This is a genomic window from Limnohabitans sp. TEGF004 (assembly GCF_027924965.1).
In the GTDB taxonomy this organism is placed as follows: domain Bacteria; phylum Pseudomonadota; class Gammaproteobacteria; order Burkholderiales; family Burkholderiaceae_C; genus Limnohabitans.
This window is the reverse complement of record NZ_AP027056.1, coordinates 1,367,525-1,389,320: the sequence shown is the minus strand read 5'-3', so window position 1 is coordinate 1,389,320 and position 21,796 is coordinate 1,367,525. Positions and strand designations below refer to the sequence as shown.

At 55.4% G+C, this 21,796-nt stretch carries 24 protein-coding genes, 2 tRNA genes and 1 pseudogene; 5 read left to right on the top strand and 22 right to left on the bottom strand.

Translation table 11 applies throughout. The annotated features are described in order from the left end of the window. Positions 1 to 9 precede the first annotated feature (9 nt). The 6 genes from LINBF2_RS06590 to LINBF2_RS06565 all read right to left on the bottom strand — a co-directional run bounded on the left by LINBF2_RS06590 (position 10) and on the right by LINBF2_RS06565 (position 6,313). Positions 10 to 927 (bottom strand): CoA transferase, encoded by a 918-nt coding sequence (locus tag LINBF2_RS06590; protein WP_281887652.1) that lies wholly within the window; start codon positions 925 to 927, stop codon positions 10 to 12. A gap of 7 nt (positions 928 to 934) precedes the next feature. Then, positions 935 to 1,729: a molybdate ABC transporter substrate-binding protein gene (gene modA, locus LINBF2_RS06585; RefSeq protein ID WP_281887650.1), complete on the bottom strand. Its 795-nt coding sequence runs from the start codon at positions 1,727 to 1,729 to the stop codon at positions 935 to 937. A gap of 25 nt (positions 1,730 to 1,754) precedes the next feature. Next, positions 1,755 to 2,729: a tripartite tricarboxylate transporter substrate binding protein gene (locus LINBF2_RS06580; RefSeq protein WP_281887648.1), complete on the bottom strand. Its 975-nt coding sequence runs from the start codon at positions 2,727 to 2,729 to the stop codon at positions 1,755 to 1,757. A gap of 16 nt (positions 2,730 to 2,745) precedes the next feature. Next, positions 2,746 to 3,918 (bottom strand): tricarballylate utilization 4Fe-4S protein TcuB, encoded by a 1,173-nt coding sequence (gene tcuB, locus LINBF2_RS06575; protein WP_281887646.1) that lies wholly within the window; start codon positions 3,916 to 3,918, stop codon positions 2,746 to 2,748. Beyond that, positions 3,905 to 5,308, bottom strand: coding sequence for an FAD-dependent tricarballylate dehydrogenase TcuA (tcuA, locus tag LINBF2_RS06570; RefSeq protein WP_281887644.1), 1,404 nt, complete (start codon positions 5,306 to 5,308; stop codon positions 3,905 to 3,907). Before tcuA ends, tcuB begins: the two co-directional genes overlap by 14 nt. 75 nt (positions 5,309 to 5,383) lie before the next feature. After that, complete coding sequence (locus tag LINBF2_RS06565) at positions 5,384 to 6,313, bottom strand: LysR family transcriptional regulator (protein ID WP_281887642.1); 930 nt, start codon at positions 6,311 to 6,313, stop codon at positions 5,384 to 5,386. An 86-nt stretch (positions 6,314 to 6,399) separates the two neighbouring features. On the opposite strand from LINBF2_RS06565, the gene LINBF2_RS06560 reads away from it, so the two are divergent. Both LINBF2_RS06560 and LINBF2_RS06555 read left to right on the top strand, forming a co-directional pair. Further along, a tRNA-Pro gene (locus tag LINBF2_RS06560) sits at positions 6,400 to 6,476 on the top strand. A 43-nt stretch (positions 6,477 to 6,519) separates the two neighbouring features. Further along, positions 6,520 to 6,596: transfer RNA gene (locus LINBF2_RS06555), tRNA-Arg, on the top strand. Between the two features lie 16 nt (positions 6,597 to 6,612). Here the strand turns inward: LINBF2_RS06555 and LINBF2_RS06550 are convergent. Continuing rightward, the gene (locus LINBF2_RS06550; protein ID WP_281887640.1) at positions 6,613 to 7,482 is read right to left on the bottom strand and encodes a hypothetical protein; all 870 of its coding nucleotides are present in this window, start codon (positions 7,480 to 7,482) and stop codon (positions 6,613 to 6,615) included. 111 nt (positions 7,483 to 7,593) lie between these two features. Next, positions 7,594 to 8,133 (bottom strand): hypothetical protein, encoded by a 540-nt coding sequence (locus LINBF2_RS06545; RefSeq protein WP_281887638.1) that lies wholly within the window; start codon positions 8,131 to 8,133, stop codon positions 7,594 to 7,596. A gap of 124 nt (positions 8,134 to 8,257) precedes the next feature. Here LINBF2_RS06545 and LINBF2_RS06540 point away from each other — a divergent pair, with 124 nt between their 5' ends. Further along, positions 8,258 to 9,181 (top strand): hypothetical protein, encoded by a 924-nt coding sequence (locus tag LINBF2_RS06540; RefSeq protein WP_281887636.1) that lies wholly within the window; start codon positions 8,258 to 8,260, stop codon positions 9,179 to 9,181. 10 nt (positions 9,182 to 9,191) lie between these two features. Here LINBF2_RS06540 and LINBF2_RS06535 read toward each other — a convergent pair whose 3' ends face one another. The 5 genes and pseudogenes from LINBF2_RS06535 to LINBF2_RS06515 form a co-directional block, all read right to left on the bottom strand. Next, positions 9,192 to 9,896 carry a glutathione binding-like protein gene (locus LINBF2_RS06535; protein WP_281887634.1) on the bottom strand — a complete coding sequence of 235 codons (705 nt, stop codon included), beginning with the start codon at positions 9,894 to 9,896 and terminating at the stop codon, positions 9,192 to 9,194. 9 nt (positions 9,897 to 9,905) lie between these two features. Further along, positions 9,906 to 11,168 carry an acyl-CoA dehydrogenase family protein gene (locus LINBF2_RS06530; RefSeq protein WP_281887632.1) on the bottom strand — a complete coding sequence of 421 codons (1,263 nt, stop codon included), beginning with the start codon at positions 11,166 to 11,168 and terminating at the stop codon, positions 9,906 to 9,908. A 26-nt stretch (positions 11,169 to 11,194) separates the two neighbouring features. Beyond that, the gene (locus tag LINBF2_RS06525) at positions 11,195 to 12,277 is read right to left on the bottom strand and encodes a phosphotransferase (RefSeq protein ID WP_281887630.1); all 1,083 of its coding nucleotides are present in this window, start codon (positions 12,275 to 12,277) and stop codon (positions 11,195 to 11,197) included. 13 nt (positions 12,278 to 12,290) lie between these two features. Beyond that, the gene (locus LINBF2_RS06520; protein ID WP_281887628.1) at positions 12,291 to 13,010 is read right to left on the bottom strand and encodes a Crp/Fnr family transcriptional regulator; all 720 of its coding nucleotides are present in this window, start codon (positions 13,008 to 13,010) and stop codon (positions 12,291 to 12,293) included. 89 nt (positions 13,011 to 13,099) lie between these two features. Then, a pseudogene (locus tag LINBF2_RS06515) lies at positions 13,100 to 14,023 on the bottom strand (3-hydroxyacyl-CoA dehydrogenase family protein); the annotation flags it as partial. Positions 14,024 to 14,197: 174 nt separating this feature from the next. Between LINBF2_RS06515 and LINBF2_RS06510 the strand changes: the two are divergent. Further along, positions 14,198 to 14,863 carry a glutathione S-transferase gene (locus LINBF2_RS06510; RefSeq protein ID WP_281887626.1) on the top strand — a complete coding sequence of 222 codons (666 nt, stop codon included), beginning with the start codon at positions 14,198 to 14,200 and terminating at the stop codon, positions 14,861 to 14,863. 6 nt (positions 14,864 to 14,869) lie between these two features. Here the strand turns inward: LINBF2_RS06510 and LINBF2_RS06505 are convergent, their stop codons facing one another. The 3 genes from LINBF2_RS06505 to lexA all read right to left on the bottom strand — a co-directional run bounded on the left by LINBF2_RS06505 (position 14,870) and on the right by lexA (position 16,845). Next, entirely contained in the window at positions 14,870 to 15,877 is a 1,008-nt protein-coding gene (locus LINBF2_RS06505) for a D-2-hydroxyacid dehydrogenase family protein (protein WP_104797365.1), read from the bottom strand. Between the two features lie 61 nt (positions 15,878 to 15,938). Beyond that, the gene (locus tag LINBF2_RS06500) at positions 15,939 to 16,175 is read right to left on the bottom strand and encodes a hypothetical protein (RefSeq protein WP_108283855.1); all 237 of its coding nucleotides are present in this window, start codon (positions 16,173 to 16,175) and stop codon (positions 15,939 to 15,941) included. 13 nt (positions 16,176 to 16,188) lie between these two features. Next, entirely contained in the window at positions 16,189 to 16,845 is a 657-nt protein-coding gene (gene lexA / locus LINBF2_RS06495; RefSeq protein WP_104797367.1) for a transcriptional repressor LexA, read from the bottom strand. A 95-nt stretch (positions 16,846 to 16,940) separates the two neighbouring features. On the opposite strand from lexA, the gene LINBF2_RS06490 reads away from it, so the two are divergent. Next, the gene (locus LINBF2_RS06490; protein ID WP_281887622.1) at positions 16,941 to 17,846 is read left to right on the top strand and encodes an asparaginase; all 906 of its coding nucleotides are present in this window, start codon (positions 16,941 to 16,943) and stop codon (positions 17,844 to 17,846) included. A 73-nt stretch (positions 17,847 to 17,919) separates the two neighbouring features. Here LINBF2_RS06490 and adk read toward each other — a convergent pair whose 3' ends face one another. From adk to LINBF2_RS06460, 6 genes are all read right to left on the bottom strand, one after another. Further along, a complete protein-coding gene (adk, locus tag LINBF2_RS06485; protein ID WP_281887621.1) occupies positions 17,920 to 18,576 on the bottom strand; it encodes an adenylate kinase in 657 nt (218 codons plus the stop codon). 66 nt (positions 18,577 to 18,642) lie between these two features. Then, positions 18,643 to 19,404, bottom strand: coding sequence for a 3-deoxy-manno-octulosonate cytidylyltransferase (kdsB, locus tag LINBF2_RS06480; protein WP_281887619.1), 762 nt, complete (start codon positions 19,402 to 19,404; stop codon positions 18,643 to 18,645). Then, on the bottom strand, positions 19,405 to 19,587 hold the full coding sequence (locus LINBF2_RS06475; RefSeq protein WP_104797371.1) for a Trm112 family protein: 183 nt from the start codon (positions 19,585 to 19,587) through the stop codon (positions 19,405 to 19,407). Then, positions 19,568 to 20,605 carry a tetraacyldisaccharide 4'-kinase gene (gene lpxK, locus LINBF2_RS06470; protein WP_281887616.1) on the bottom strand — a complete coding sequence of 346 codons (1,038 nt, stop codon included), beginning with the start codon at positions 20,603 to 20,605 and terminating at the stop codon, positions 19,568 to 19,570. The genes LINBF2_RS06475 and lpxK overlap by 20 nt, the downstream gene beginning before the upstream one ends. Positions 20,606 to 20,687: 82 nt before the next feature. Next, positions 20,688 to 21,113, bottom strand: a complete 426-nt coding sequence (locus tag LINBF2_RS06465) for a biopolymer transporter ExbD (RefSeq protein WP_281887614.1) — start codon at positions 21,111 to 21,113, stop codon at positions 20,688 to 20,690. Between the two features lie 19 nt (positions 21,114 to 21,132). Beyond that, positions 21,133 to 21,759 carry a MotA/TolQ/ExbB proton channel family protein gene (locus tag LINBF2_RS06460; RefSeq protein WP_281887612.1) on the bottom strand — a complete coding sequence of 209 codons (627 nt, stop codon included), beginning with the start codon at positions 21,757 to 21,759 and terminating at the stop codon, positions 21,133 to 21,135. Positions 21,760 to 21,796 lie beyond the last annotated feature (37 nt).

Here is a 21,796-nt window from a genome sequence, read left to right as displayed (position 1 = left end):
AGGTGCTGCTTAACGCGGCAGCGTGTGCAGTGGAATGTCTTTGCTGCTAGCCAGCTTGTCAAGTTGTGCGCGGGTTTGCGACGCTAAGAACTGGGCAATCGATTCATGCGTGCTGCGTTTGTGCATTTGCGTAGCGGCTTGTTTGGGTAAGCCTGCAGCCTCGCACAAACGCATCGCAAAGTGCGGCTCTAGGGCAGCCAAGGCTACGCGTCCGTTTTTGCAAGGGTAGACCTTGTAGCCAGCGTGTGCGCCGCCCACATCGCCATTAGGCACTGTGAGCCCCCATGCACGCGGCAAGGCGAGGTAAGTCGATGCATCGCACAACGCGACTTCGTGGTAAACGCCTTTGCCATGCGCTTTGCCTGGTCGTTGACGCAACAGCAATGCTTGCAGCACCGCTTCGGTGGTGAATAAAGAGCCACCCATGTCTGCATATAAGCTGGCTGGCATCTCTAAACCATTCACCAAGCCGCTGTCTGCTTGGTAGGTCAGGTCATGTCCGGCTTCTTCAGCGCGTTCGCCTGGGGCACCCACGATACTCACGACGCACAACGTGGGGTAGCGCTTGTGCAATTCTTTCCAGGCGAGGCCAAGTTTGACCAAGGCTGAAGGACGGAAGGAGGTGATGAGCACATCGGTTTGCGCCAGTTGTTTGTGCAGCGCAGCTTGGCCACGTTCAGATTTCAAATCGGCTTGCAACACCTTCAAACCTTGGTGCATCACCTCGTAAGCAGCAGGTTTGTAGATGCCCATGGGGTCTGCGGTACTCATGCCTTTAGGTGCGAGCGGTTCGAGCTTGGTGCACTTGGCGCCCATGGCCTGCAGCCGCATCACAGCGGCTGGGCCTGGCAGGTTCAAAGCGAGGGTGAGAACGCGCACCCCTTTGAGGGGGGCGGCAGAGGAGGGTGTGGAATGTGCAGCTGTCATGCCCCCATTATCGGGCGGCGACGGGGTCTAAACCGGTTTGACGAATCGTCTCAGCGACTTCGGGGGATTGGAAGAATTTAATCAGTTGTTTGGCTGTGTCTTGCTCGGTGGAGCCTTCAATCAAGCCTGCTGAGAAAAAGATGGTTTGCTGCACAGACTCGGGCAAGGTACCGATGAAATCGAGTTCTTTGAAATAAATCAACTCGCTCACTTGCTGAAAGCCCAGCTCGGCATCGCCGCGTGCCACGACGGCGCCCACGCGTTCACTCATGATTTTCTTGGCTTTGTCTTTGAGTTGTTCAGCCACACCGAGTTTTGGAAACAATTCTGTGGACAAATACGTGCCACTGGCGCTGGCTGAGTACGCGATGGACTTGGCGTTGAGCAAGGTTTGTTTCAAAGCCTCAACCGTGCTGATGTCTGGTTTGGGTGTGCCTTTGCGAACGGCAGCACCGATTTGCGAGCGAACCAAATCCACACGGCTGCCAGGGATGACATTTCCTTTTTTAATCATCGCCTCTAAGCCGCCGTCCGACAAAATAATCAAATCAAATTTCTCGCCGCGCGAGAAGCGCGTCGGGATGGCGTCAGGTGCATTACCCACCGACGCACCATAAGAGCTGATGACTTTGTGACCGGTTTGCTTTTCAAATTCGGGCACGAGCTTTTTATAGGCTTCGGTGAATGCACCCGAGGTGATGACGCGAATTTCTGCGGCTTGCGCCACTTGCGAGGCTGCAAGGAATACACCAAGGCCAACCAGTAACAGGCGGCGAGTGATGTTGTTGGGTGTGAATGTCATGTGTTGTCTCCGTCTGTTTTTTTATTTATTCGCCTGTGATTTTTCGTTCACGAATCACACGGCCCCATGTGGCCGACTCTTTCGCCATGTATTTGGCTAAATCATCACGCGAGCCGGGTTGGGGCATGAGACCGTGGCTGTTGAGCTGGTCGACCACATCGGGAGACTTCAAGACTTTGACGAGTTCTGTGTTCCAGCGGTCCAAAATGAGTGCAGGCACTTTGGATGAGGCGACAAACGCGTACCAGTTGGTGGCGCTAAAGCCTGGGTAGCCGGATTCGGCCACGGTTGGAATCTTGGGCAATTGCTTCAAGCGTTGGGCGCCCGTGCTGGCCAAAGGAATGAGCTTGCCCGTTTCGATGTAGGCCTGTGAGGTGGAGTAGGTCGAGAAGTAAGCCGCAACACGGCCACCCAGCAAATCTTGTAAGGCGGGGGCGCCCCCTTTGTAGGGCACGTGGACTGTGTCAATGCCCGCCATGTCGTCTAGCAATTCACCCGCTAGGTGAGAGGCCGAGCCTGGGCCGGTTGAGGCGTAGTCGAGCTTGTTTGGATTTTTCTTGGCGTACGCGATGTATTCGGCAAAGGTTTTGATGCCAGTGCCTGAATGCACGACTAACACGTTGGGAAAGTTCACGCCCATGGTGATGGGCGAGAGGTCTTTGACGGGGTCATAAGGCAGTTTCATCATGTGCGGTGCAATGGTGAGAGGGCCCACAGAGCCAAACAAAATTGTGCTGCCATCGGCAGGACCATTGGCCGTAAATTGATGTGCAATATTGCCGCCTGCGCCGCCACGGTTGTCAATCACCACAGAGGCGCCAATGTTGTCGCCGAGTTTTTTGGCGATGATGCGTGCCGCCGTGTCAGCTGCGCCACCTGCTGCAAAGCCCACCACCATCGTGATGGTTTTCTTAGGCGGGAACTCTTGTGCGTGGGCTGCGAGTGCTGCAAAGCCGAGTGCCAACAGCGCGCAGGTGTTGATGAAAGTACGTTTGTTCATATTGATCTCCTTCAAGTTATTCGCTACCCACACCGATGGGGTTGGGTTGTCGTTTTTCTACTGCGAAGCGCAGCAAAGCTGCGGTTCTAAAAATACCGTGTGCAAATTTGCCGTAGGGTAGGGTGGCAAACAAGGCCATCACCACGCCTAAGTGAATCGCCAGCAATGCGGGCATCGCTGCATTGCCTCGACCTAGCCACAAAGCCAATCCGCTCAAGCTGGTGAAAAACAACAAGGCAATGAAGCCCAAGTCCATGGGTTTTTGTGCAGCATCCCCATGCATGGGGTGGCGATGCAAATTGAGTTTGAACAAACCCGCTGTTCCCAGTAGCAAGCTCACGCCGCCAATAGCACCCAAAATCTTTGGCAAGCTGGGCAAGTCATATGGTGCGACCCAGCCGAATGCGTAGTGATACACCGTGGCCAAACTGGTGGCTGCAAAGCACAGCATGAAGCCATAGAAGGTGAGGTGGTGTGCTCGACGGCGCGAGAGTGTGAAGGCATCGTCTTCGTTGTTACAACCTTCGCCGTGGCCACCATCCAGATACTTCAAGCGCAACACGGCATGTGTGGCTTCGTTTGTTGCTGGTGAGGTGAGTGCAGCGCCGCTGGTGGCGGGTGTGATGTCACGCCAGAAGCGTCGTGCGCCGAGCGCTAGCGCTAATGTCGCAAACAAAAACACAGGCGCAAACAAACTCACCAAGAGGTTATGCGGGAACAGGTTGTAAAAGTTGCCGCCTAAGTTGTTAGGCCACAAGGTGTCATTCATCTGCAAGGCCAGCAGCAAGAACAGTGACAAGCCCGCGGCCAGTGCCAAAGACACAGTGAGTCCATTGCGTTTGTAGAGTGCGCCTAAGGCGGGTGGCCATGCGTAGTCTGCATAGGTTTGTCCTCGCACTTGCGCCATGGCTTGCGGCACGTTGACGGCAAACTCATGCGGTGGTGCGTATTGGCAGGCATGCAAACAGGCGCCACAGTTGTGGCACAGGTTCGCAAGGTAATGGATGTCTGCTTTGCCAAATTCCAAACGACGCGTCATCGCAGGAAACATGGCGCAAAAGCCTTCGCAGTAACGGCAGGCATTGCAAATTTGCAGCTGTCGCGCCACTTCGGTTTCAGGCGCAGACATCATGGCGTCGCCATTGGCCAAAGCGCGTGCATCGCGGGTGAGGGCATCAAGCGTTTGCATGTGTCACCTCCTTGGAAGCTAAAGCAGCTTGCATGCCCGCGATGCGGCCAAACGCTGTGCCAATCGACATACCCACACCGGCGGTGTAGCCCTTGCCCAGCACGTTGCCAGACATCATTTCGCCCGCCACAAAAAGGTTATTGCTGGGGATATCGTTAAATCGCACAGCCGCTGTTTCATCGGTCTTGAGGCCTAGGTAGGTGAAGGTGATGCCAGGGCGCAAGGCGTAGCCGTAAAACGGGCCTGTGTCGATGGGGCGAGCCCAGTGTGTTTTGGCAGGCGTCACGCCTTCGGTGTGGCAGTCGTCCAAGCTGGTGTGGTCAAACGTGCCGATGCGGCACGCGCGGTTGTAATCGTTGAGCGTTTGCATGAAGGTGTCTGTGGGCAAGCCGAGTTTTTGAGCCAGCTCAGGCAAGGTGTTGGCTTGCACGCCGGGGAAAACGGGGGGCATGAAGCGGCCAATGGCCTTGGCATCGATGATGGAGTAGCCAATTTGCCCCGGCTGCTGCGCCACCAATCGCCCCCAAATGGCGTAGCGCTTGGGCCAGAAATCTTCGCCTTCGTCGTAAAAGCGTTGGCCATCGCGGTTGACCACCACGCCGAGCGACACGCAATCAATGCGTGTGCAAATGCCACCGTCATACAAGGGGGCGCGTGCATCAATCGCCACCATGTGGGCTTGGGTGGGGTCACCAATGCGGTCTGCGCCATGCGCCAACAGGTGCTTGAGTAATACGCCTTGGTTGAATTTCGTGCCACGAATCAAGAAGTTGTCGGTAGGCCATTCACCGCACTCGTTTTGTCCCCATGCTTCGCGCAGCCATTCGAGGTTGGACTCGAAGCCGCCAGCGGCCAATACGCAACTTTTAGCCGTGATGCGTTTGTTGCCCACGTAGGCTGCCACGAATTGACCATTTTGAATGTCGAGTTTGTCGACGGGTGAGCTGTATCGAATTTGCACGCCTAATTTTTCAGCGCTGCGGTAATACGCATTGACCAAAGCTTTGCCGCCGCCCATAAAAAACGCATTGGTGCGTGCCACATGCAAGGCGCCTGAGAGAGGTGGCTGAAAGTGCACGCCGTGTTTGCGCATCCAATCGCGACAGGTGGAAGATGCACGGATGACCAAGCGGGCTAGTTTTTCGTTGGTGATGCCACCTGTGACTTTGAGTAAGTCTTGCCAATACTCTTCTTCTGGATAAGCGTCGACCAGCACGTCTTGTGGTGCATCGTGCATGCAGCGCAGGTTACGGGTGTGTCCTGAATTGCCACCGCGCCATTCTCGGGGTGCAGATTCAAGCATCAAGACAGAGGCTCCGCCTTCGGCGGCCATCAAGGCAGCGCAGAGGGCTGCATTGCCCCCGCCGATCACTAAAACGTCTGGAGACATAACACTGGTTTGAATTGTCATGTCTTTGAGTGTCGGCTCAAATGGTTATATTAAGAAGTGAAATATCTGGTTTGATTATGTCGATTTACGCATCAATCTGGATTTTGACTTTTGAGGGGCCGGGTGTTCTTTTTGAATCAATTGAAAGAAGGCCTGAGCCGCTGGTGAAAGGCTAGTGTTTTTGCGACGTAACAAGGTTACTTTGCGCTTTACGACAGGCCCTGTCAACGTGATTTTGCGCACATGGGCTCGGTCACCTTCGAGCAGAGTGGACGAAGGCAGAATGGCGCAGCCTACGCCGGCAGCGACCAAATTGATGGCCGTGGCGTGGTGCTGCACCTCGTAACTACCATTGAGCCGAATGCCATGCTTGGCGAGTTGGTAGTCCATAAAAACACGGGTGGCCATGAAGTTACTCACCACAATCAAGTCGGCCTCGCGCATGTCTACCCAAGTGACCATGTTTTTTCCTTGGAGCGGGTGTGTGTCAAGGCAGATGAACACCAAGGGGTCGTCAAACAAGGGCGTTTCAACCAAGTCTGGGTGTGTTTCGCCATTCACTGCAATGCCAATCTCGGCTTGGTGGTTGAGCACGGCTTGGCGTACCTCGTAAGATGCAGCGTCCAACAACCGGATGCGGTTACCAGGGCAGACATCGGCATATTGGCGAATCAATTGGGGCAGCATGTGCGCAGCCATGCTGGGTACGCAGGCGAGGGTGAAATTACCTTTGGCGTGCTGCGACATGTCTTTGAGGCGGCCGACGGCAGAGGTCATCTCATTCACGATGGTGCGTGCTTGGGGCAAGAAATCGCGACCAACCGCAGTCATCTCGACACGCCGTGTGGTTCGGTCGAGCAGTTTCAAGCCCAAATAGGCTTCGAGTTTTTGCACGCGGCGCGTCAGTGCGGTCTGCGTGATGTGCAGTTGTTCAGCGGCTTTGTTGAAGCCACCGAGCTCTGCGGTCACCACGAAGGCTTGGATGCCATCAAAATCAATTTTCACGGCTCAATTGTGAATCAATGCGGTCTGTAGATTTTCCTAGGGGGTGATTCGGAAAACGGGCAATTTGCGGGTTACAATAACGGCTTCGGGGCGTAGCGCAGCCTGGTAGCGCATCTGGTTTGGGACCAGAGGGTCGTAGGTTCGAATCCTATCGCCCCGACCACAAAAGCAAAAAAGGCCTCGTTCATCGAGGCCTTTTTTCATTTCTGTCCGTAGCTCAGTTGGATAGAGCAACAACCTTCTAAGTTGTGGGTCACAGGTTCGATTCCTGTCGGACAGGCCAATTTTTTCAGCCGTTGTCAGTTGAACAGCCAATCAGGGTGCAGCACAACGTAGCAGTGTTTTTCACCCACAAACTGCCCATCAGGACTCACACAAAAATTAGCTCGGCGAAACTTCTTTTCGTCCGTCAGCACATACGAGCGGTACACCTCTTTGCTTTTGATTCCGGTCTTGTCCTTTGGGAACAGCATCATCAATCGCGTGGAGCCACATTCACCCATCTTGATGCACTCTTTCTCGGCCTTCACATCGGTATAAAACTCAATGTAAACAGCACCCGGGAATTTGGTGTTGGCTTTGGCAATCTTGATCATGCAGGGCATGTCTTGCGCACGCGGCAAGCCCATGCGATCGGCGAAGGTGTTCATTTCGGCCAGTATCTGCTCTTGGAACTTGGGCTTGATGGTCTTGTAGCAAACAAAGTAGTCGGCAAACTTATTGGTAAAAATTACCGGCGTTAACGGGCGGTTGTTGCCATCGAGCTTGATGACAGCAGAGTCGTACACCGCACTGACCGCTGGAGCCGCAGGCTTTTTGACGTCTTTGCCATGGCCGCCACCGTGGCCATCGTCTTTTTTCTTCTCGTCCTTCTTAGGCGGAGCGCCGTGGCCGTCGTCCTTCTTTTCTTCTTTCTTAGGCGCGCCATGGTCATCTTTTTTGCCGTGGTCGTCCTTCTTTGGCGGCTCTGGCGGTTCAGGTGGTTCGGGGAAAGGGGCTTTAGGGATAGTTTCGGGCTCTTCAAACTTAGGCTTGGCCACGCGCTTGTACACATAGCCGCTGCGGCCAGGCTCACCCGCTTCTTCGACGTAGTCGAACTTCGGCTTAGGCGGCTCTTCTTTGGCTGCAGGCTTTTTAGGCGGGTCACTAGCCAAGGCTGGCGAAACCACAAGGTTTGTCAGAACAAGAACGGCAGCAAAGAGTGTGGAGGAGAGAAAACGCATATCCCTAGAAGATCGACTGTTCAAGGGGAGGCTTTAGCCCAGCAGGCAAAAAAGCTTTTACTGGACTGTGTAGCAGGTGGTGTCCGTGTGCAGCTTGCCTTTATCGGTCACGCATTGCTGAGAAATCAGCTTGCGAGACATATCTGACAAGAAGTAAGACCGATACAGCACCTTGTCTTTTGGAATGAGGCTGATGCTGCGAAACACGGGGCATTGTTCGTTGCGCACGCAAGCTGTGAGACGTTGCTGGTTCACATAGAGGTGAATGTTGATGCGCCCAGGTGTGAGGCTTTTGTCTGTGCCAATGCTGACCACGCACGCATCACCTTTGACGAATGGCAGTTCAACTAATTCGGCAAAGTAATTCATCTCTGCCACGATCAATTCTCGAAACCACGGAGCCACGATGCCGTTGCAATCAAAGTAGTCCAGCTTGGTGGTATGAACCAAAATTTCTGTGTAGGGCCGATTTTTGGGGCCCAGCAACAGCATGGGCTCAGCGCCAGATTGCGGCGGACGAGCAAGCAGAGCACGTGATGCTGTGGGTTTGTCTTGCGCGAGCACGCCCGTCCAAACAGACAGGAGCAAGCAGGTCAACAGGAAAAACTTCTTAAACATGACGTCTTATGAATCGGTTGGAACAGGGGTAACTTTATCAGTTTGTGGTTGGCACTTGTAGATCTATCAAGTAAAGTGAAACAGTGTCGATTTCAACGTTGTGATGAAACCCAAATCTTTACTCTTATATCTGTTTTTTTCTACCTTGATGCTTGGGTGTGGCGGCGGTGGAGGTGGTGGCGATGGTTCAAATTCCAGCGTTATGACCTATGTAAAAACCATCACAAGCTTTAGTACGACAAGCCACCCTTTAACTTCCCCTAAGTTAATGACTTTCTCGGGGACTGGATTTCTCACGGTGGCCGATAGTGCTTCTGTTGTGACATTCAACACGGCTTCTGGTAGCGTGGTATCAAACTACGCGGTGACGAATCCGTTTGGAGTCGCTGTGAAGCCAGGCTCTAATGATGTTTATTACACGGGTGGTAGCGCTGGCAATCAAGGTGTATTTTTAAATGGGCAACCCATTTCGATACCCAATACGGGGGCTAATTTGTACGGTATTGCTTTTACAACTGCTCAGGATTGGTATGTTGCTAAGGTTGCAGGTTCTATTTTGATCTATCAGAACACCAGTCAAGGTACTCCTGTTTCGGTTCCTGTTCCAGGTGGTTTTCCCTCTGCATTGGTTGCAAATAACGGATTGATCTATGTTTCACTATCTGGAGCAGCGGCTTCCATCCTCAGCTTTAATCCTGCCAATACAGGTGATGCCAATCACGGATTTACGGTGCTTCCATGGGGGACATTTGACTTTCCAAATGGCATGGCGATTAATGGCGATTATGCTTATATCGCCAACGCGGGTGATTTAAATGGCGACAATGGCTATATCAGCCGAGTCAAAATTAGCGATGGAACCAAAGAGGTTTTTGCGAGTTCGTCGATCGGTGTTTGGCAAACGACGGGCGTTGGATTTTGCGGCCCATCGGGACTTGCGATTTACGATAAATATCTTTATGTGAGCAATGGCACTTGCACAAATGCGGTCAATGAAAAACAAATTTTGAAAATCAAGCTGCCATAGCCCGTGACCGTCAGCGTTTGGCGAACTGTGTTGACCCAAACAAAATATCTTTAGCCTTGTCATTCGTCAGTGGCTTACGCAAATCCGCCAATACTTGCACACCACGCTGGACCGCAGGTCGAGCTGCAATCAAATCAAACCAAGCTTTGAGGTGAGGGTAGTCGGCCCAATCAATGCCTTGGTTTTGCCAGCTGCGTAGCCACGGGAAGATGGCAATGTCGGCAATGCTGTAGCTGTTGCCACCAATGAATTTGCTGTGCTGCAAACGGTTGTCCATCACACCGTACAAGCGCTTGGCTTCGTTGGTGTAACGGTTGTAAGCGTAGTCAATTTTCTCAGGGGCGTAGATGCGAAAGTGGTGCGCTTGGCCCAGCATGGGGCCCACGCCGCCCATTTGAAACATCAGCCATTGCAGCACTTCAAACTTGGCGCGGTCGCTCTTGGGCAGCAGCTTGCCCGTTTTAGAGGCGAGGTACAACAAAATGGCGCCCGATTCAAACAGGCTGATCGGCTTGCCGTCGGGCCCGTGTGGATCGACGAGCGCAGGGATTTTGTTGTTGGGGCTGATCTTCAAAAACTCAGGTGTGAATTGATCTCCTTGACCGATGTTGACGGGGTGGGCCAGCCAGTCGCGTCCCAATCGCAAACCACACTCTTCGAGCATGATGTGTACTTTGTGTCCGTTGGGCGTAGGCCATGAGTAAACGTCGATCATCTGTGTTCCTTAGCTGCCGCGGGTGATGGGCATGTCAATGTCTTGTTGCGCACTGTTGATGTGCCGCGCGAGTTCGAGTTTAGCGATGGATTGGCGATGTACCTCATCGGGGCCATCGGCCAAACGCAACCAGCGTTGCGTGCAGTAGGCGTAGGCCAGTGGAAAGTCGTCCGAGATACCCGCTGCGCCGTGGGCCTGAATGGCCCAGTCAATCACTTGACTGGCCATGTTGGGTGCAATCACCTTGATCATGGCGATTTCTGCGCGTGCTTCTTTGTTGCCCACGGTGTCCATCATGTAAGCAGCTTTGAGGGTCAGCAAGCGCGCTTGCTCAATCATGATGCGTGCGTTGGCAATGCGCTCATGCCACACGCCTTGGGTGGACAGAGGTTTGCCAAATGCAACACGGCTGTTGAGGCGCTTGCACATCAACTCCAAAGCGCGCTCTGCGGCGCCAATGGAGCGCATGCAATGGTGAATGCGTCCTGGGCCTAAGCGGCCTTGGGCAATCTCGAACCCTCGGCCTTCGCCGAGCAACAGGTTTTCAACTGGCACACGCACGTTGGTGAGGGTGACTTCCATGTGGCCATGCGGCGCATCGTCGTAGCCAAACACGCTCAAGGGACGCACCACTTTCACGCCAGGTGTGTTGGCAGGCACCACCACCATGCTTTGTTGCGCGTGCTTGGGTGCTGTGGGGTCTGTTTTACCCATCACGATGTACACCGCACAGCGTGGGTCACCTGCGCCAGAGCTCCACCACTTGGTGCCGTTGATGACGTATTCATTGCCCTCGCGAACAATGCTGCATTGGATGTTGGTGGCGTCTGACGAAGCCACGGCAGGCTCGGTCATCAAAAACGCTGAGCGAATATCGCCACGCAGCAAAGGCTCCAGCCACTGCACTTTCAGCGCTTCGCTGGCATAGCGCTCGAAGGTTTCCATGTTGCCCGTGTCGGGGGCGGACGAGTTAAACACCTCGGCAGCAAAGGGTACGCGGCCCATAATTTCGCACAGGGGCGCGTATTCCAAATTGCTCAAACCCTCGGGCACGCGTGGGCTGTGCGGGATGAATAAATTCCAAAGATCTGCGGCGCGTGCTTTGGGCTTGAGTTCTTCCACCAACTCGGTGGGAATCCAGGCATTGCCTTTGGCGCGGTTGGCGGCAATTTCTTCAAAGAAACGTTGCTCGTTGGGGTAAACGTATTCGTCCATGAAGGCGAGCAAGCGTACTTGTAGGCCTTTGACTTTGTCGCTGTAATCGAAGTTCATGGTGTGTTCCTTGTTTCGTTTTTCTTTTAGGCTTGTTGTGCAAATCGCCATGCCAACTGGGCCATCGGGCGCGCACCTGCTCCGTTGGCTTTGGCTTGGTCGCTAGACGCTGTGCCAGCTTCCACGCGTTTGGCGATGCCTTGCAAGATGGCCGCGATGCGGAACATGTTGTAGGCGAGGTAAAAATTCCAGTCGGCTTTCAAGTCTGCTGGTGTGGCGAGGCCTGTGCGGTCGCAATAGCGGTGGATGTTTTCGCTTTCGCTGGGAATGCCGAGCGCTGCGATGTCCACACCGCCAATGCCTCTGAAGGTGCCGGGTGAAATATGCCAGCCCATGCACAAGTAGCTGAAGTCGGCCAGCGGATGGCCCAGTGTGGACAGCTCCCAATCTAGCACTGCCAATACGCGTGGCTCGGTGGGATGGAACATCAAGTTATCCAGCCGATAGTCGCCGTGCACGATGCTGACTTTGCTGTCGTCTTTGGCGCTCGCGGGCATGTTGGCAGGCAGCCATGCCATGAGCTTGTCCATCTCGTCGATGGGCTGGGTGACAGAGGCCACGTATTGCTTGCTCCATCGACCAATCTGGCGTTCAAAGTAATTGCCGGGGCGGCCATAGTTTTCAAGTCCACGCTCTGCAAACTTGACCGTGTGCAGGGCTGCGATGACGCGGTTCATTTCATCGTAAATCGCACCACGTTCTGCGTTCGCCATGCCCGGTAAGGTTTGGTCCCACAGCACACGCCCTGGTACAAACTCCATCACATAAAAGGCACGACCGATGATGGACTCGTCTTCGCACAGTACATGCATTTGCGGCACGGGCACATCGGTGCCGTGCAAGCCTTGCATCACTTTGAACTCGCGTTCAATCGCGTGGGCCGAAGGCAACAACTTGGCCACGGGGCCAGGCTTGGTGCGCATCACATAGCTCTTGGCTGGGGTGATGAGTTGGTAAGTGGGGTTGGATTGCCCGCCCTTGAACATCTCTAGCGAGATGGGGCCTTCAAAGCCCGGCAGATTGGCGCTCAGCCACGCTGCCAGTGCTGCGGTGTCTATGCGGTGCGCCGCTGACATGGGCTGGGAAGTATGTGCGTCGTCCCGGCTCATGCGTGGTCTCCAGTCAGTGGTCGGCTTCGCTGATCTGTAGCAAAGCGTCGCGGTTGCGAATCACCAAGCCACCCGGCTCGATGCGAATAGCTTCCTCGCGTTCCATGGCTTTGAGTTCTTGGTTCACGCGTTGACGTGATGCGCCCAAGAGCTGTGCGAGTTCTTCTTGCGCCAGATGCAAACCAATGCGAATCTCTTGAGCGTTGGTCAAGCTCTGTACACCGTAACTGCGTGCCAAGTGCAAAAGTTGTTTGGCTAAGCGTGAGCGCAGCGGCAGTGTGTTGAGGTCTTCTACCAAACCGAACAGCTGGCGAATCCGACGTGCTTGCAAGCGCAGCATGGCGTCGTAAAACTCCACGTGCTGGCTGAGAATCTTTTGAAAGTCCGCTTTGGCCACGCACAAGATGGAGGTATCGCCGTGTGCATACACATCGTGTGTGCGACGGTCCCCATCCAGAATCGCCACGTCGCCAAACCAAATCCCAGGTTCCACATACGTGAAGGTGATCTGCTTCCCCGACAACGAAGTCGAGCTCACGCGCACCGCGCCGCGAGCACACGCCATCCACTCGTCGGCTGAGTCGCCACGGGCTGCGATCAAGTCGCCGTCTTTGCATCGTTTGACGTATGCGCATCGAAGAATGTCGTGCCTGAGTGAAGGTGAAAGAGATGAGAACCAACGTCCTGCGTTGATGGCCTCGCGTTCTTCGATGTTAAGAATAGGATCGTCCATAGCCTGTCTTTTGTGTGACCTGAAAGTGAAAGTTTGTCACTCCGGAGACCCACTGTGTCTGCGGGTTTCGAGTGAGGGTTGAAGGTGGGTTAGCTTTCGGTGTGCATCAAGCTCAAGCCCAATGCGCCACGTCGGCGCAGCCATGGGCTGGGGCGGTAACGCGTGTCGCCGTAAACAGTTTGTACGTTGAACAGCACTTCCAAAATTTCGGTGGGGCCGTATTTGTTGCCCATGGTCAACGGGCCCATGCTGTGGCTCAAATCTGCTGCGCCTGTGGCTTCGAGTTCTTCGGGTGTGCACAAGCCTTGCTGGCACATGTCACACGCAATGTTGATGAGGTTAGCCACCACGCGTTGCGTCACAAAACCGCCGCTGTCGCGAATCACGGTCACGGCTTTGCCATCGCGCGCAAACAGTGCGTGTGCAGCGTCGCGCATGTCAGCGCGTGTCGCAGGGCTGGTGGCCAGCACACGGCGGTGGGTGAGCTTGTCGTCAATCAACATGTCGATGCCGACCGTGCGAGCGGGGTCTAAGCGTTCCACGATGGCCACGGTGGTCACATCAAAACCCAAAGGGGCGACGATAGACAGCGCTTGCGCGGAAGGCGATGCACCCGTTTCAATCTTGGCGCCCAAGTCTTTGAGCAACTGCAGCAGTTCGGGGCGACGCATGGCGCGGGTGGATACCCACACTGGTGGCATCTCTGACACGGTAGGTGTGGCTACTTCGGCTGGCATCTGTGCTTCGCCGTTCACGTAGGTGTAAAAACCTTCGCCTGTTTTTTGGCCCAGTTTGCCTGAGCTGATGCGTTGCACGGCTAGGTTGCTGGGGCGGAAACGTGGCTCGCTCAAGTACTGTTGGTAAACAGAACTGATGGCCTCGTGTGCCGCATCAATACCTGCGATATCGAGGAGTTGGAAAGGGCCAAGCTTGAAACCTGCTTGGTCGCGCAAGATGCGGTCAATGGTGGCAAAGTCGGCCACGCCTTCAGATGCGATTTGCAGCGCTTCTGTGGCGCCTCCCAAAAAGCCTATGGTTTTGTAGATGGAATTCATAGCAAAGATTATGGCCGAGCATGCCTGGCTTTTTGAGTTGCGCTTAGGTGACTTGGCCTATGCCCCTTCAAGCCTGCGCTGGTAGCGGCTATGCCAGAATCAATTTGACTTTCAACCTCTAGGAGTGCCTTCATGACCCTCAAACTCTGCGGCTTCGCTGTCAGCAACTACTACAACAAGCTCAAAATCCAGCTGCTTGAAAAAGCTGTGCCGTTTGAAGAGGACTTGGTGTGGGTCAACCCCGTTGAGCCAGCCACCTTCTTGCGCTCGCCCATGGGCAAAGTACCGTTTTTAGAAACCCCACAGGGCTGCATCAGCGAATCAGCGGTGTGCGCTGAATACATTGAACAAGCCTACCCACATCACCCACTGATGCCCACCGATGCATTTGAGGCGGCCAAGGTGCGCGAAATCATCACCTACCTAGAGCTGCATGTCGAATTGGTGGCGCGTGAGCTGTACCCACAGGCTTTCTTTGGTGGGAAGGTGGATGAAGCGACGCAGGCGAGGGTACGCAAACAGCTCGCCAAAGGCGTGGAAGGCTTGGCTAAGCTGTTGAAGTTTTCGCCCTATGTGGCGGGCGACACCTTCACACTGGCCGATTGCTCCGCCATTGTGAATTTGCCTCTGGCTTCCATGGCCTCGAAGGCTGTGTACGGCGAAGATCTGCTGGCCCACTTGCCCGTGAAAGCCTACAGCCAGCAAATGGCCGAGCGCGCTTCGGTACAAAAAGTCAACGTCGACCGCAAAGCCTGCATGGCTTTGATGGCTGAACGCATGGCCAAGAAAAACAGCTAAGCCAATTTACCGGCGTACTTGCAGTGCGCCGGGGTTGACGATATTGGTGGGCGTGCCTTTGATGAAGTTCACCACGTTGTCAAACGCCGTGCCAAAGTACATCTCGTAACTGTCTTGCTCCACATAGCCAATGTGTGGTGTGCAAATACAGTTTTCCAAGCGCAGTAGCGCTTGGCCTTGCATGATGGGTTCGCTTTCAAACACATCAATCGCCGCCATGCCGGGGCGGCCGCGGTTGAGTGCTGTGATCAGTGCGTCGGGCTCGATCAACTCAGCGCGTGAAGTGTTCACCAATAACGCAGTGGGTTTCATGCGACCCATGTCTGAGAGCTTCACAATGCCACGAGTCTCGTCGACCAAGCGCAGATTCAGAGTAAGAACGTCTGATTCTTCAAAGAATGCTTCGCGCGAGATAGCCACATTCAAGCCATCTTTGGCAGCTCGTTCGCGTGAGGCCTCGCTGCCCCACATCACCACCCTCATGCCAAATGCTTTGCCGTAGCCTGCTAACAATTGCCCAATCTTGCCGTAGCCCCAGATGCCCAAGGTTTTACCGCGCAACACTTGACCCAACCCAAAATTGGTGGGCATAGAGCCTGCTTTGAAGCCTGACTGCTGCCAAGCGCCGTGTTTGAGATTGCTGATGTATTGGGGCAGGCGGCGCATGGCAGCCATGATCAAAGCCCACGTCAGTTCGGCGGGCGCAATAGGTGAGCCCGAGCCTTCGGCCACGGCAATGCCGCGTTCAGTGCAAGCTGCCACATCCACGTGGCTACCGATCTTGCCGGTTTGAGAAATGAGTTTGAGCTTGGGAAGTTTGTCTAGCAACTGGCGATTGATGTGTGTGCGTTCACGGATCAACACCAGCACTTCGGCATCACGCAGTCTGACAGACAACTGGCCAACACCTTTGATGGTGTTGGTGTAAACCTTGGCTGGAAAGGCTTCTAATTTTGACGCACAAGCGAGCTTGCGCACGACATCTTGGTAGTCGTCGAGGATGACAATATTCATCCCCCGATTGTGCCTTGCAGCACGGGGCTTCACGCGTGGCGCGTGAGCCCGATTGCAAATATCAGTGACGGTTTTCTAGCTCGGCCAAACGGTCGAGTTCGGCACACACATCCGCCATGCGACCCGAGATGACCATGCGGCCAGCTTGGCTACGGCTGTGTTGGGCTTCCATCACGCGTGCAACGCGCAAAGGCAAAGGGCGACGGGTGCTTTGCAGGGCTTGTGCGGGCATGAAGCCGCGAACCACATTTTGCAGAGGATTGAGGAGGCGGTAAGCGCCAAAAAGTGCGAGGCTCATGGTCGTTCTTTCTTTACATCATCATGGTGTTACGGATCAGGCCAACGGCCAAACCTTCAATTTCAAAGGGCTCGCCAGGTTCGACCACAATGGTTTTGAAGTCGGGGTTTTCTGCGAGTAGCTCAATGTGGCTGGCGGTTTTGCGAAAGCGCTTAACAGTCACGTCTTCGCCCAAGCGGGCCACCACGATTTGGCCGTTTTTGGCGTCGCGTGTGGATTGCACAGCCAACAAGTCGCCGTCCATGATGCCTGCGTCGCGCATGGACATGCCGCGCACACGCAGCAAATAGTCGGGCTTGCGTTGGAACAAGCTGCTTTCTACAAAATAAGTTTGGTCCACATGCTCTTGCGCCAAGATGGGTGAGCCAGCAGCGACTCGGCCCACGAGCGGCAGAGAGAAGCCTGAGGGCGAAGCGCTGAAACTGCTTTCTTGGTAGCTGCGTTGGTTGCCACCCTTGAGGCGAATGCCGCGAGAGGTGCCGCTCACCAGTTCGATGGCGCCTTTACGGGCCAAGGCTTGCAAATGTTCTTCAGCGGCGTTGGCCGATTTGAAGCCAAGCTCTGCGGCAATTTCTGCACGAGTAGGGGGCGAACCGGTGTTGGCAATGGCAGACTGGATAAGCTCCAGAATCTGTTGCTGACGGGCGGTTAGTTTTGGCATTTCAATCATCGGTTCGACTCCTGCACAATGTGTGTCTTGCGGTGTGCAACTGTTTACACATCCAGTAACTGTATTTTTAACCAGCTTTTTGAGTTTGGCAAGCTATGAATGCAAAAAAAACTAAAAAAATCGTTGTTTTAGCCACAGGCGGGACGATTGCGGGCTTGGCAAGCGATGCCGCCAAGCCTCAAACCTACACGGCTGGCCAAGTGGCCGTGGCTGATTTATTGCAAGGCGTTGCCCATGATGGCGTTGAGCTGTTGAGCGAACAAGTGGCCCAAATCGACAGCAAAGACATGTCTTTTGCGGTGTGGCAAAGCCTGTTGGCTCGTGTGTCGCACTACTCAGAACAAGACGATGTGCAAGGCGTGGTCATCACCCACGGCACTGACACACTTGAAGAAACCGCCTACTTTTTGCAAGCCGTCTTGCAGCCCACCAAGCCCGTGGCCATCACCTGCGCCATGTTGCCCGCCAATGCGCCTGACAGCGATGGCCCCGGCAACCTCAAAGACGCTTTAACTTGGGTGCAACAGCCCGCGGCATCAGGTGTGTCGGTGGTGTGCGCAGGCCAAGTGCATGCGGGCAATGCTGTGCAAAAAAGTCATAGCCACCAGCGCAACCCATTCACCTCGCAAGCGGGTGTGATGCACCCCGCCGTGTTACGTGTGCCTAGCGTGGCGCAGGTGGTGGCTTGCCAGCACTGGCCGCGTGTGGAGCTGGTGTTCAACCATACAGGCGCCGATGGCCGCTTGGTACGCGCGCTGACGGCACACGATGCGCCGCAGGGTTGGGTGGTGGCTGGCACGGGCAATGGCACCTTGCACCACGACTTAGAAGCTGCTTTGCTGGACGCGCAAAAGCAGGGTGCGCAGGTGTTGCGTGCGTCGCGCTGTGCTCAGGGCGGTGTGCAGTCGCGTGAGGTTGATGTGTTACCACATGCGGGGGGCTTGACGGCTGTGCAGGCTCGCGTGGCTTTGTTGATGCATCTTGTGGCGCAGCAAACATAGTCAAAACAAGTCGCCAACAAAAAAGCCGCTCGACAGAGCGGCTTTTCTTTACAAGCGTGATGCTCGACGCGAATTAAGCGGCGAGGGCTTGGAACGCGCGTTCTTTGATTTCTTCCACAGAACCTGTGCCGCTGATGGCGCGGTACTTCGGTGCAGCAGCAGCGTCGGCCTTGGCCCAGCTAGAGTAGTAGTCCACCAAAGGACGGGTTTGGGCGTTGTACACGTCCAAACGCTTTTTGACCGTCTCTTCTTGGTCGTCGGCGCGTTGCACCAAAGGCTCGCCCGTCTCGTCGTCTTTGCCATCCACTTTGGGGGGGTTGAACTTGACGTGGTATGTACGCCCAGAAGCAGGGTGTGAGCGGCGGCCGCTCATGCGCTCGATGATGGCATCAAACGGCACATCGATTTCCAACACGTAGTCCAGCTTCACGCCAGCCGCCTTCATGGCGTCGGCTTGTGGAATGGTGCGTGGGAAACCGTCAAACAAGAAACCATTGGCGCAATCGGCTTGCGTGATGCGTTCTTTGACCAAATTGATGATGAGGTCATCGCTGACCAAACCACCTGCATCCATCACTTTTTTGGCTTCGATGCCCAGTGGTGTGCCTGCTTTCACAGCGGCGCGCAACATGTCGCCGGTGGAAATTTGAGGGATGCCGTATTTTTGGCAAATGAAGGTGGCCTGTGTACCTTTACCGGCACCGGGGGCGCCCAACAAAATCAGTCTCATGCTTGGTCCTAATGGTCTACGTTTTATTACTTACTCGAGGATATCACGGGCTTCCCTTCGAAACCCTTACGCTGCTTGGCTTAGCAGCGCACGCACACGCGCCAAATCTTCGGGCGTGTCCACGCCGGGGCCTGGGGAATGGTCGGTGATGTGCACCGCAATGCGGTGACCGTGCCACATGGCACGCAGCTGTTCGAGCGACTCGGTCACCTCAATCGGCGCTTGCGCCAGTTTGGGGAACTCGCGCAAAAAGCCGACGCGGTAGCCATACAGGCCCACATGGCGCAGCGGCGCGGGACTTGGGAGTGTGGTGATACCTTGCGCGAATCCATCACGCCACCAAGCAATCGGTGCACGACTGAAGTACAGCGCGGTGTTGCGGGCATCGAGCACCACTTTCACCACATTGGGGTTGGCAAAGTCTTCCACGCTCTCAATGGCGTGGGCGAGGGTGCTCATGCTGCAGTCGCTGCGTGTTTGCAGCAGCTGGGCGGCGGCGTCAATCGAAGCGGGGTCAATCAGGGGCTCATCGCCTTGCACGTTCACCACCACATCGGTGTCTTGCAGGCCCAGCAAGTCGCAGGCTTCGGCCAAACGGTCGCTGCCAGAAGGATGGTCGGTGCGGGTCAACACGGCATCAATGCCATGCGCTTGGCAGGCAGCCACGATGCGGGCGTCGTCAGCCGCCACCACCACGCGTGATGCGGCAGACTGTTTGGCGCGTTGCGCCACGCGAACCACCATGGGCAAACCGGCAATGTCGGCGAGTGGTTTGTCAGGCAAACGCGATGACGCCATGCGCGCTGGAATGAGAACGCAAAACGACATTTAGGCTTCCAGCTCGGCGTCGGTCAGGGGGCGGGCTTCGTTTTCGAGCAACACAGGAATGCCGTCGCGCACGGGGTAAGCCAAGCGCGCGCTGCGTGAGATGAGCTCTTGCGTGTCGCGTTTGTATTCAAGGGGGCCTTTGGTCACGGGGCAGACCAAGAGTTCAAGCAGTTTGGTGTCCATGGGGTGATGATAACTTTGCGTGTTGTACGGCTGCGAGGTGCGCGTCAATCGCGGCCAAGAGTTCGGGGGGTAAGGTGGTGTGTAGCGGCACAGCCCACGCTTGTGGGTGATGTGCCCAGAGTTTGACCGCATCTTTTTCGGTGCAGAGCACATCGCCTTGTGAGGTGTCGATGTGCAAAGCTTGTAGATCCGCGTGGTCGGGCAAGGCTTGGGTATGCGCCACATTCATGCCTTGTTCGCGCAGCATGGCAAAAAACACCTCAGGCTTGGCAATGCCCGCCAAGGCTTGCACGGGCGTGTCCCACCAGCTGCTGAACGAGCGTTGGGTGCCATCGGCTTGCAGCGCATAGTCAGCCAAATGGCGCTGCACAGCAAATTCGTTCGGGCCTGCTTCGCCTGATGTTCTCAAGACCCAGCAAGGCACATTGGGGCTCAGCGCTTGGCGCGGCCACGTCTCGCGCAGCGGGCCAGCGGGTAATAAGTGGCCGTTGCCCACGCCGCGTTCGTCAAACACGCACAGCTCTAGGTCGCGGGCCAAGGGCCAGTGTTGCAGGCCATCGTCACATACCAGCACTTGCACATCGCGGTGCAAACTCAACAGCGCTCGACCTGCATCCACACGGCTGTTGCCTACAAACACGGGCACTTGGCAGCTGCGGGCAATCAGCAAAGGCTCATCGCCCACGTTCTGTAATTGGCTTTTAGGTGACACAGCCAGCGTGCTGGATGTTTTGCGGCCATAGCCGCGGGACAACACGCCCACGCGCAAGCCTTGCGCTTTCAAGTGGTTGACCAAGGCCATGGTGATGGGTGTTTTGCCCACGCCTCCCACCATCACATTGCCCACCACGATGACGGGCACGGGCAAGGTGGTCTGTTTGTAAAAACCGTGTTGATAAAGCCTGCGGCGAATCGCCACAAGACCTGCAAACAACCAACTGATGGGGAGTAAAAAAAAGACCAACACTTGGCCCAATGCATTCGAGCGATCAGCACCATGACCGTTCCAAGCGTGCATCAAAGCTTGGCTCAGCGTCTGCTTTAGTGTTTGCCTCAAAGTTGGGGCTGTCTCAGTCGTACTGCGGTCGCCGCTCATGGCGTCAGTCGGCTTTGCCGCCGGACGACTGGGCAGCGAAGGTGAGTTGGTTCAAACCATTGCGGCGAGCCGCCTCCATCACCATCATCACCGATTGGTGGCTGGCTTGTGCGTCAGCACTGATGATGATCATAGGGCTGTCCATGCTTTGGGTGGCTTGGGCCAGCGCTTGGCTCAGGCCTTGTACATCGCGGGTGTTGACCAAGTTGCGGTTCACGCTGAACTGGCCTTCGCTGTTGATGGACACCACCACCTCATGCGGTCGCTCTTGCGGTGCTGCGGCATCGGCCACGGGTAAATTCAGCTGCAACTCGGTGAATTTGCTGTAAGTCGTGGAGAGCATCAAGAAAATCACCACCACCAACAAAATGTCGATGAACGGGATCAGGTTGATCTCGGGTTCGGGGCTTTTCTCGCGATGAAATTTCATGGCCATGGTGTGGCGCCGGTTATTTCAAACGTGCGCGCATGGCGAGCAAGTGGCGCATAAAGCGCTCGGCATCCAGCTCAAAGCCCAGCACATACGCATCGACACTGCCACGCAGGTAGCGCCAGAACATCAAGGCGGGAATGGCAATGATCAAACCAAATGCCGTGTTGTACAGCGCAATCGAAATGCCCTGTGCCAGTTGCACGGGGTTGCTGGTGCCTGGGGCTTGCGAGCCAAAAATATCAATCATGCCAATGACTGTGCCCAGCAAACCCAAGAGTGGCGCGGCTGAAGCAATAGTGGCCAAGGCCACCAAATGCTTTTCCAACTCATGCGCTGCTTTGCGGCCAGCAGATTCCATGCTGGAGCGCAAGTCTTCGGCGCTGATCAGCGGCTCGTCTTTCATGGCGTGCAAGCCAGAAGCCAAAATGCGGCCCAACACAGAGTGGTCGTGCAACTGCTGCATGGCTTCTTCCGATGGCAGGTTGTCGTGGGAGGCTTTGAGCGCTTGCTCCAGCAAGCCTTCAGGGGCCACCAGGTGGGGGCGAAGGCTCATCATGCGTTCGATGACCAAGGCCAATGCCACGACAGAGCAGATCAAAAGGGGCCAAATCGGCCAGCCAGCCGCTTGTATGATGGTGAACAAAGCCAACACTCCAGAGAATTTTGTGTGTGCCAATTAT

What these genes read in the sequence shown, in the direction of transcription:
- LINBF2_RS06590 (WP_281887652.1), bottom strand. Translation starts at nt 927, where the DNA reads ATGACAGCTGCACATTCCACACCCTCCTCTGCCGCCCCCCTCAAAGGG.
- modA (WP_281887650.1), bottom strand. Translation starts at nt 1,729, where the DNA reads ATGACATTCACACCCAACAACATCACTCGCCGCCTGTTACTGGTTGGC.
- LINBF2_RS06580 (WP_281887648.1), bottom strand. Translation starts at nt 2,729, where the DNA reads ATGAACAAACGTACTTTCATCAACACCTGCGCGCTGTTGGCACTCGGC.
- tcuB (WP_281887646.1), bottom strand. Translation starts at nt 3,918, where the DNA reads ATGCAAACGCTTGATGCCCTCACCCGCGATGCACGCGCTTTGGCCAAT.
- tcuA (WP_281887644.1), bottom strand. Translation starts at nt 5,308, where the DNA reads ATGTCTCCAGACGTTTTAGTGATCGGCGGGGGCAATGCAGCCCTCTGC.
- LINBF2_RS06540 (WP_281887636.1), top strand. Translation starts at nt 8,258, where the DNA reads ATGAAACCCAAATCTTTACTCTTATATCTGTTTTTTTCTACCTTGATG.
- LINBF2_RS06535 (WP_281887634.1), bottom strand. Translation starts at nt 9,896, where the DNA reads ATGATCGACGTTTACTCATGGCCTACGCCCAACGGACACAAAGTACAC.
- LINBF2_RS06530 (WP_281887632.1), bottom strand. Translation starts at nt 11,168, where the DNA reads ATGAACTTCGATTACAGCGACAAAGTCAAAGGCCTACAAGTACGCTTG.
- LINBF2_RS06525 (WP_281887630.1), bottom strand. Translation starts at nt 12,277, where the DNA reads ATGAGCCGGGACGACGCACATACTTCCCAGCCCATGTCAGCGGCGCAC.
- LINBF2_RS06520 (WP_281887628.1), bottom strand. Translation starts at nt 13,010, where the DNA reads ATGGACGATCCTATTCTTAACATCGAAGAACGCGAGGCCATCAACGCA.
- LINBF2_RS06510 (WP_281887626.1), top strand. Translation starts at nt 14,198, where the DNA reads ATGACCCTCAAACTCTGCGGCTTCGCTGTCAGCAACTACTACAACAAG.
- LINBF2_RS06505 (WP_104797365.1), bottom strand. Translation starts at nt 15,877, where the DNA reads ATGAATATTGTCATCCTCGACGACTACCAAGATGTCGTGCGCAAGCTC.
- LINBF2_RS06500 (WP_108283855.1), bottom strand. Translation starts at nt 16,175, where the DNA reads ATGAGCCTCGCACTTTTTGGCGCTTACCGCCTCCTCAATCCTCTGCAA.
- lexA (WP_104797367.1), bottom strand. Translation starts at nt 16,845, where the DNA reads ATGATTGAAATGCCAAAACTAACCGCCCGTCAGCAACAGATTCTGGAG.
- LINBF2_RS06490 (WP_281887622.1), top strand. Translation starts at nt 16,941, where the DNA reads ATGAATGCAAAAAAAACTAAAAAAATCGTTGTTTTAGCCACAGGCGGG.
- adk (WP_281887621.1), bottom strand. Translation starts at nt 18,576, where the DNA reads ATGAGACTGATTTTGTTGGGCGCCCCCGGTGCCGGTAAAGGTACACAG.
- kdsB (WP_281887619.1), bottom strand. Translation starts at nt 19,404, where the DNA reads ATGTCGTTTTGCGTTCTCATTCCAGCGCGCATGGCGTCATCGCGTTTG.
- LINBF2_RS06475 (WP_104797371.1), bottom strand. Translation starts at nt 19,587, where the DNA reads ATGGACACCAAACTGCTTGAACTCTTGGTCTGCCCCGTGACCAAAGGC.
- lpxK (WP_281887616.1), bottom strand. Translation starts at nt 20,605, where the DNA reads ATGCACGCTTGGAACGGTCATGGTGCTGATCGCTCGAATGCATTGGGC.
- LINBF2_RS06465 (WP_281887614.1), bottom strand. Translation starts at nt 21,113, where the DNA reads ATGAAATTTCATCGCGAGAAAAGCCCCGAACCCGAGATCAACCTGATC.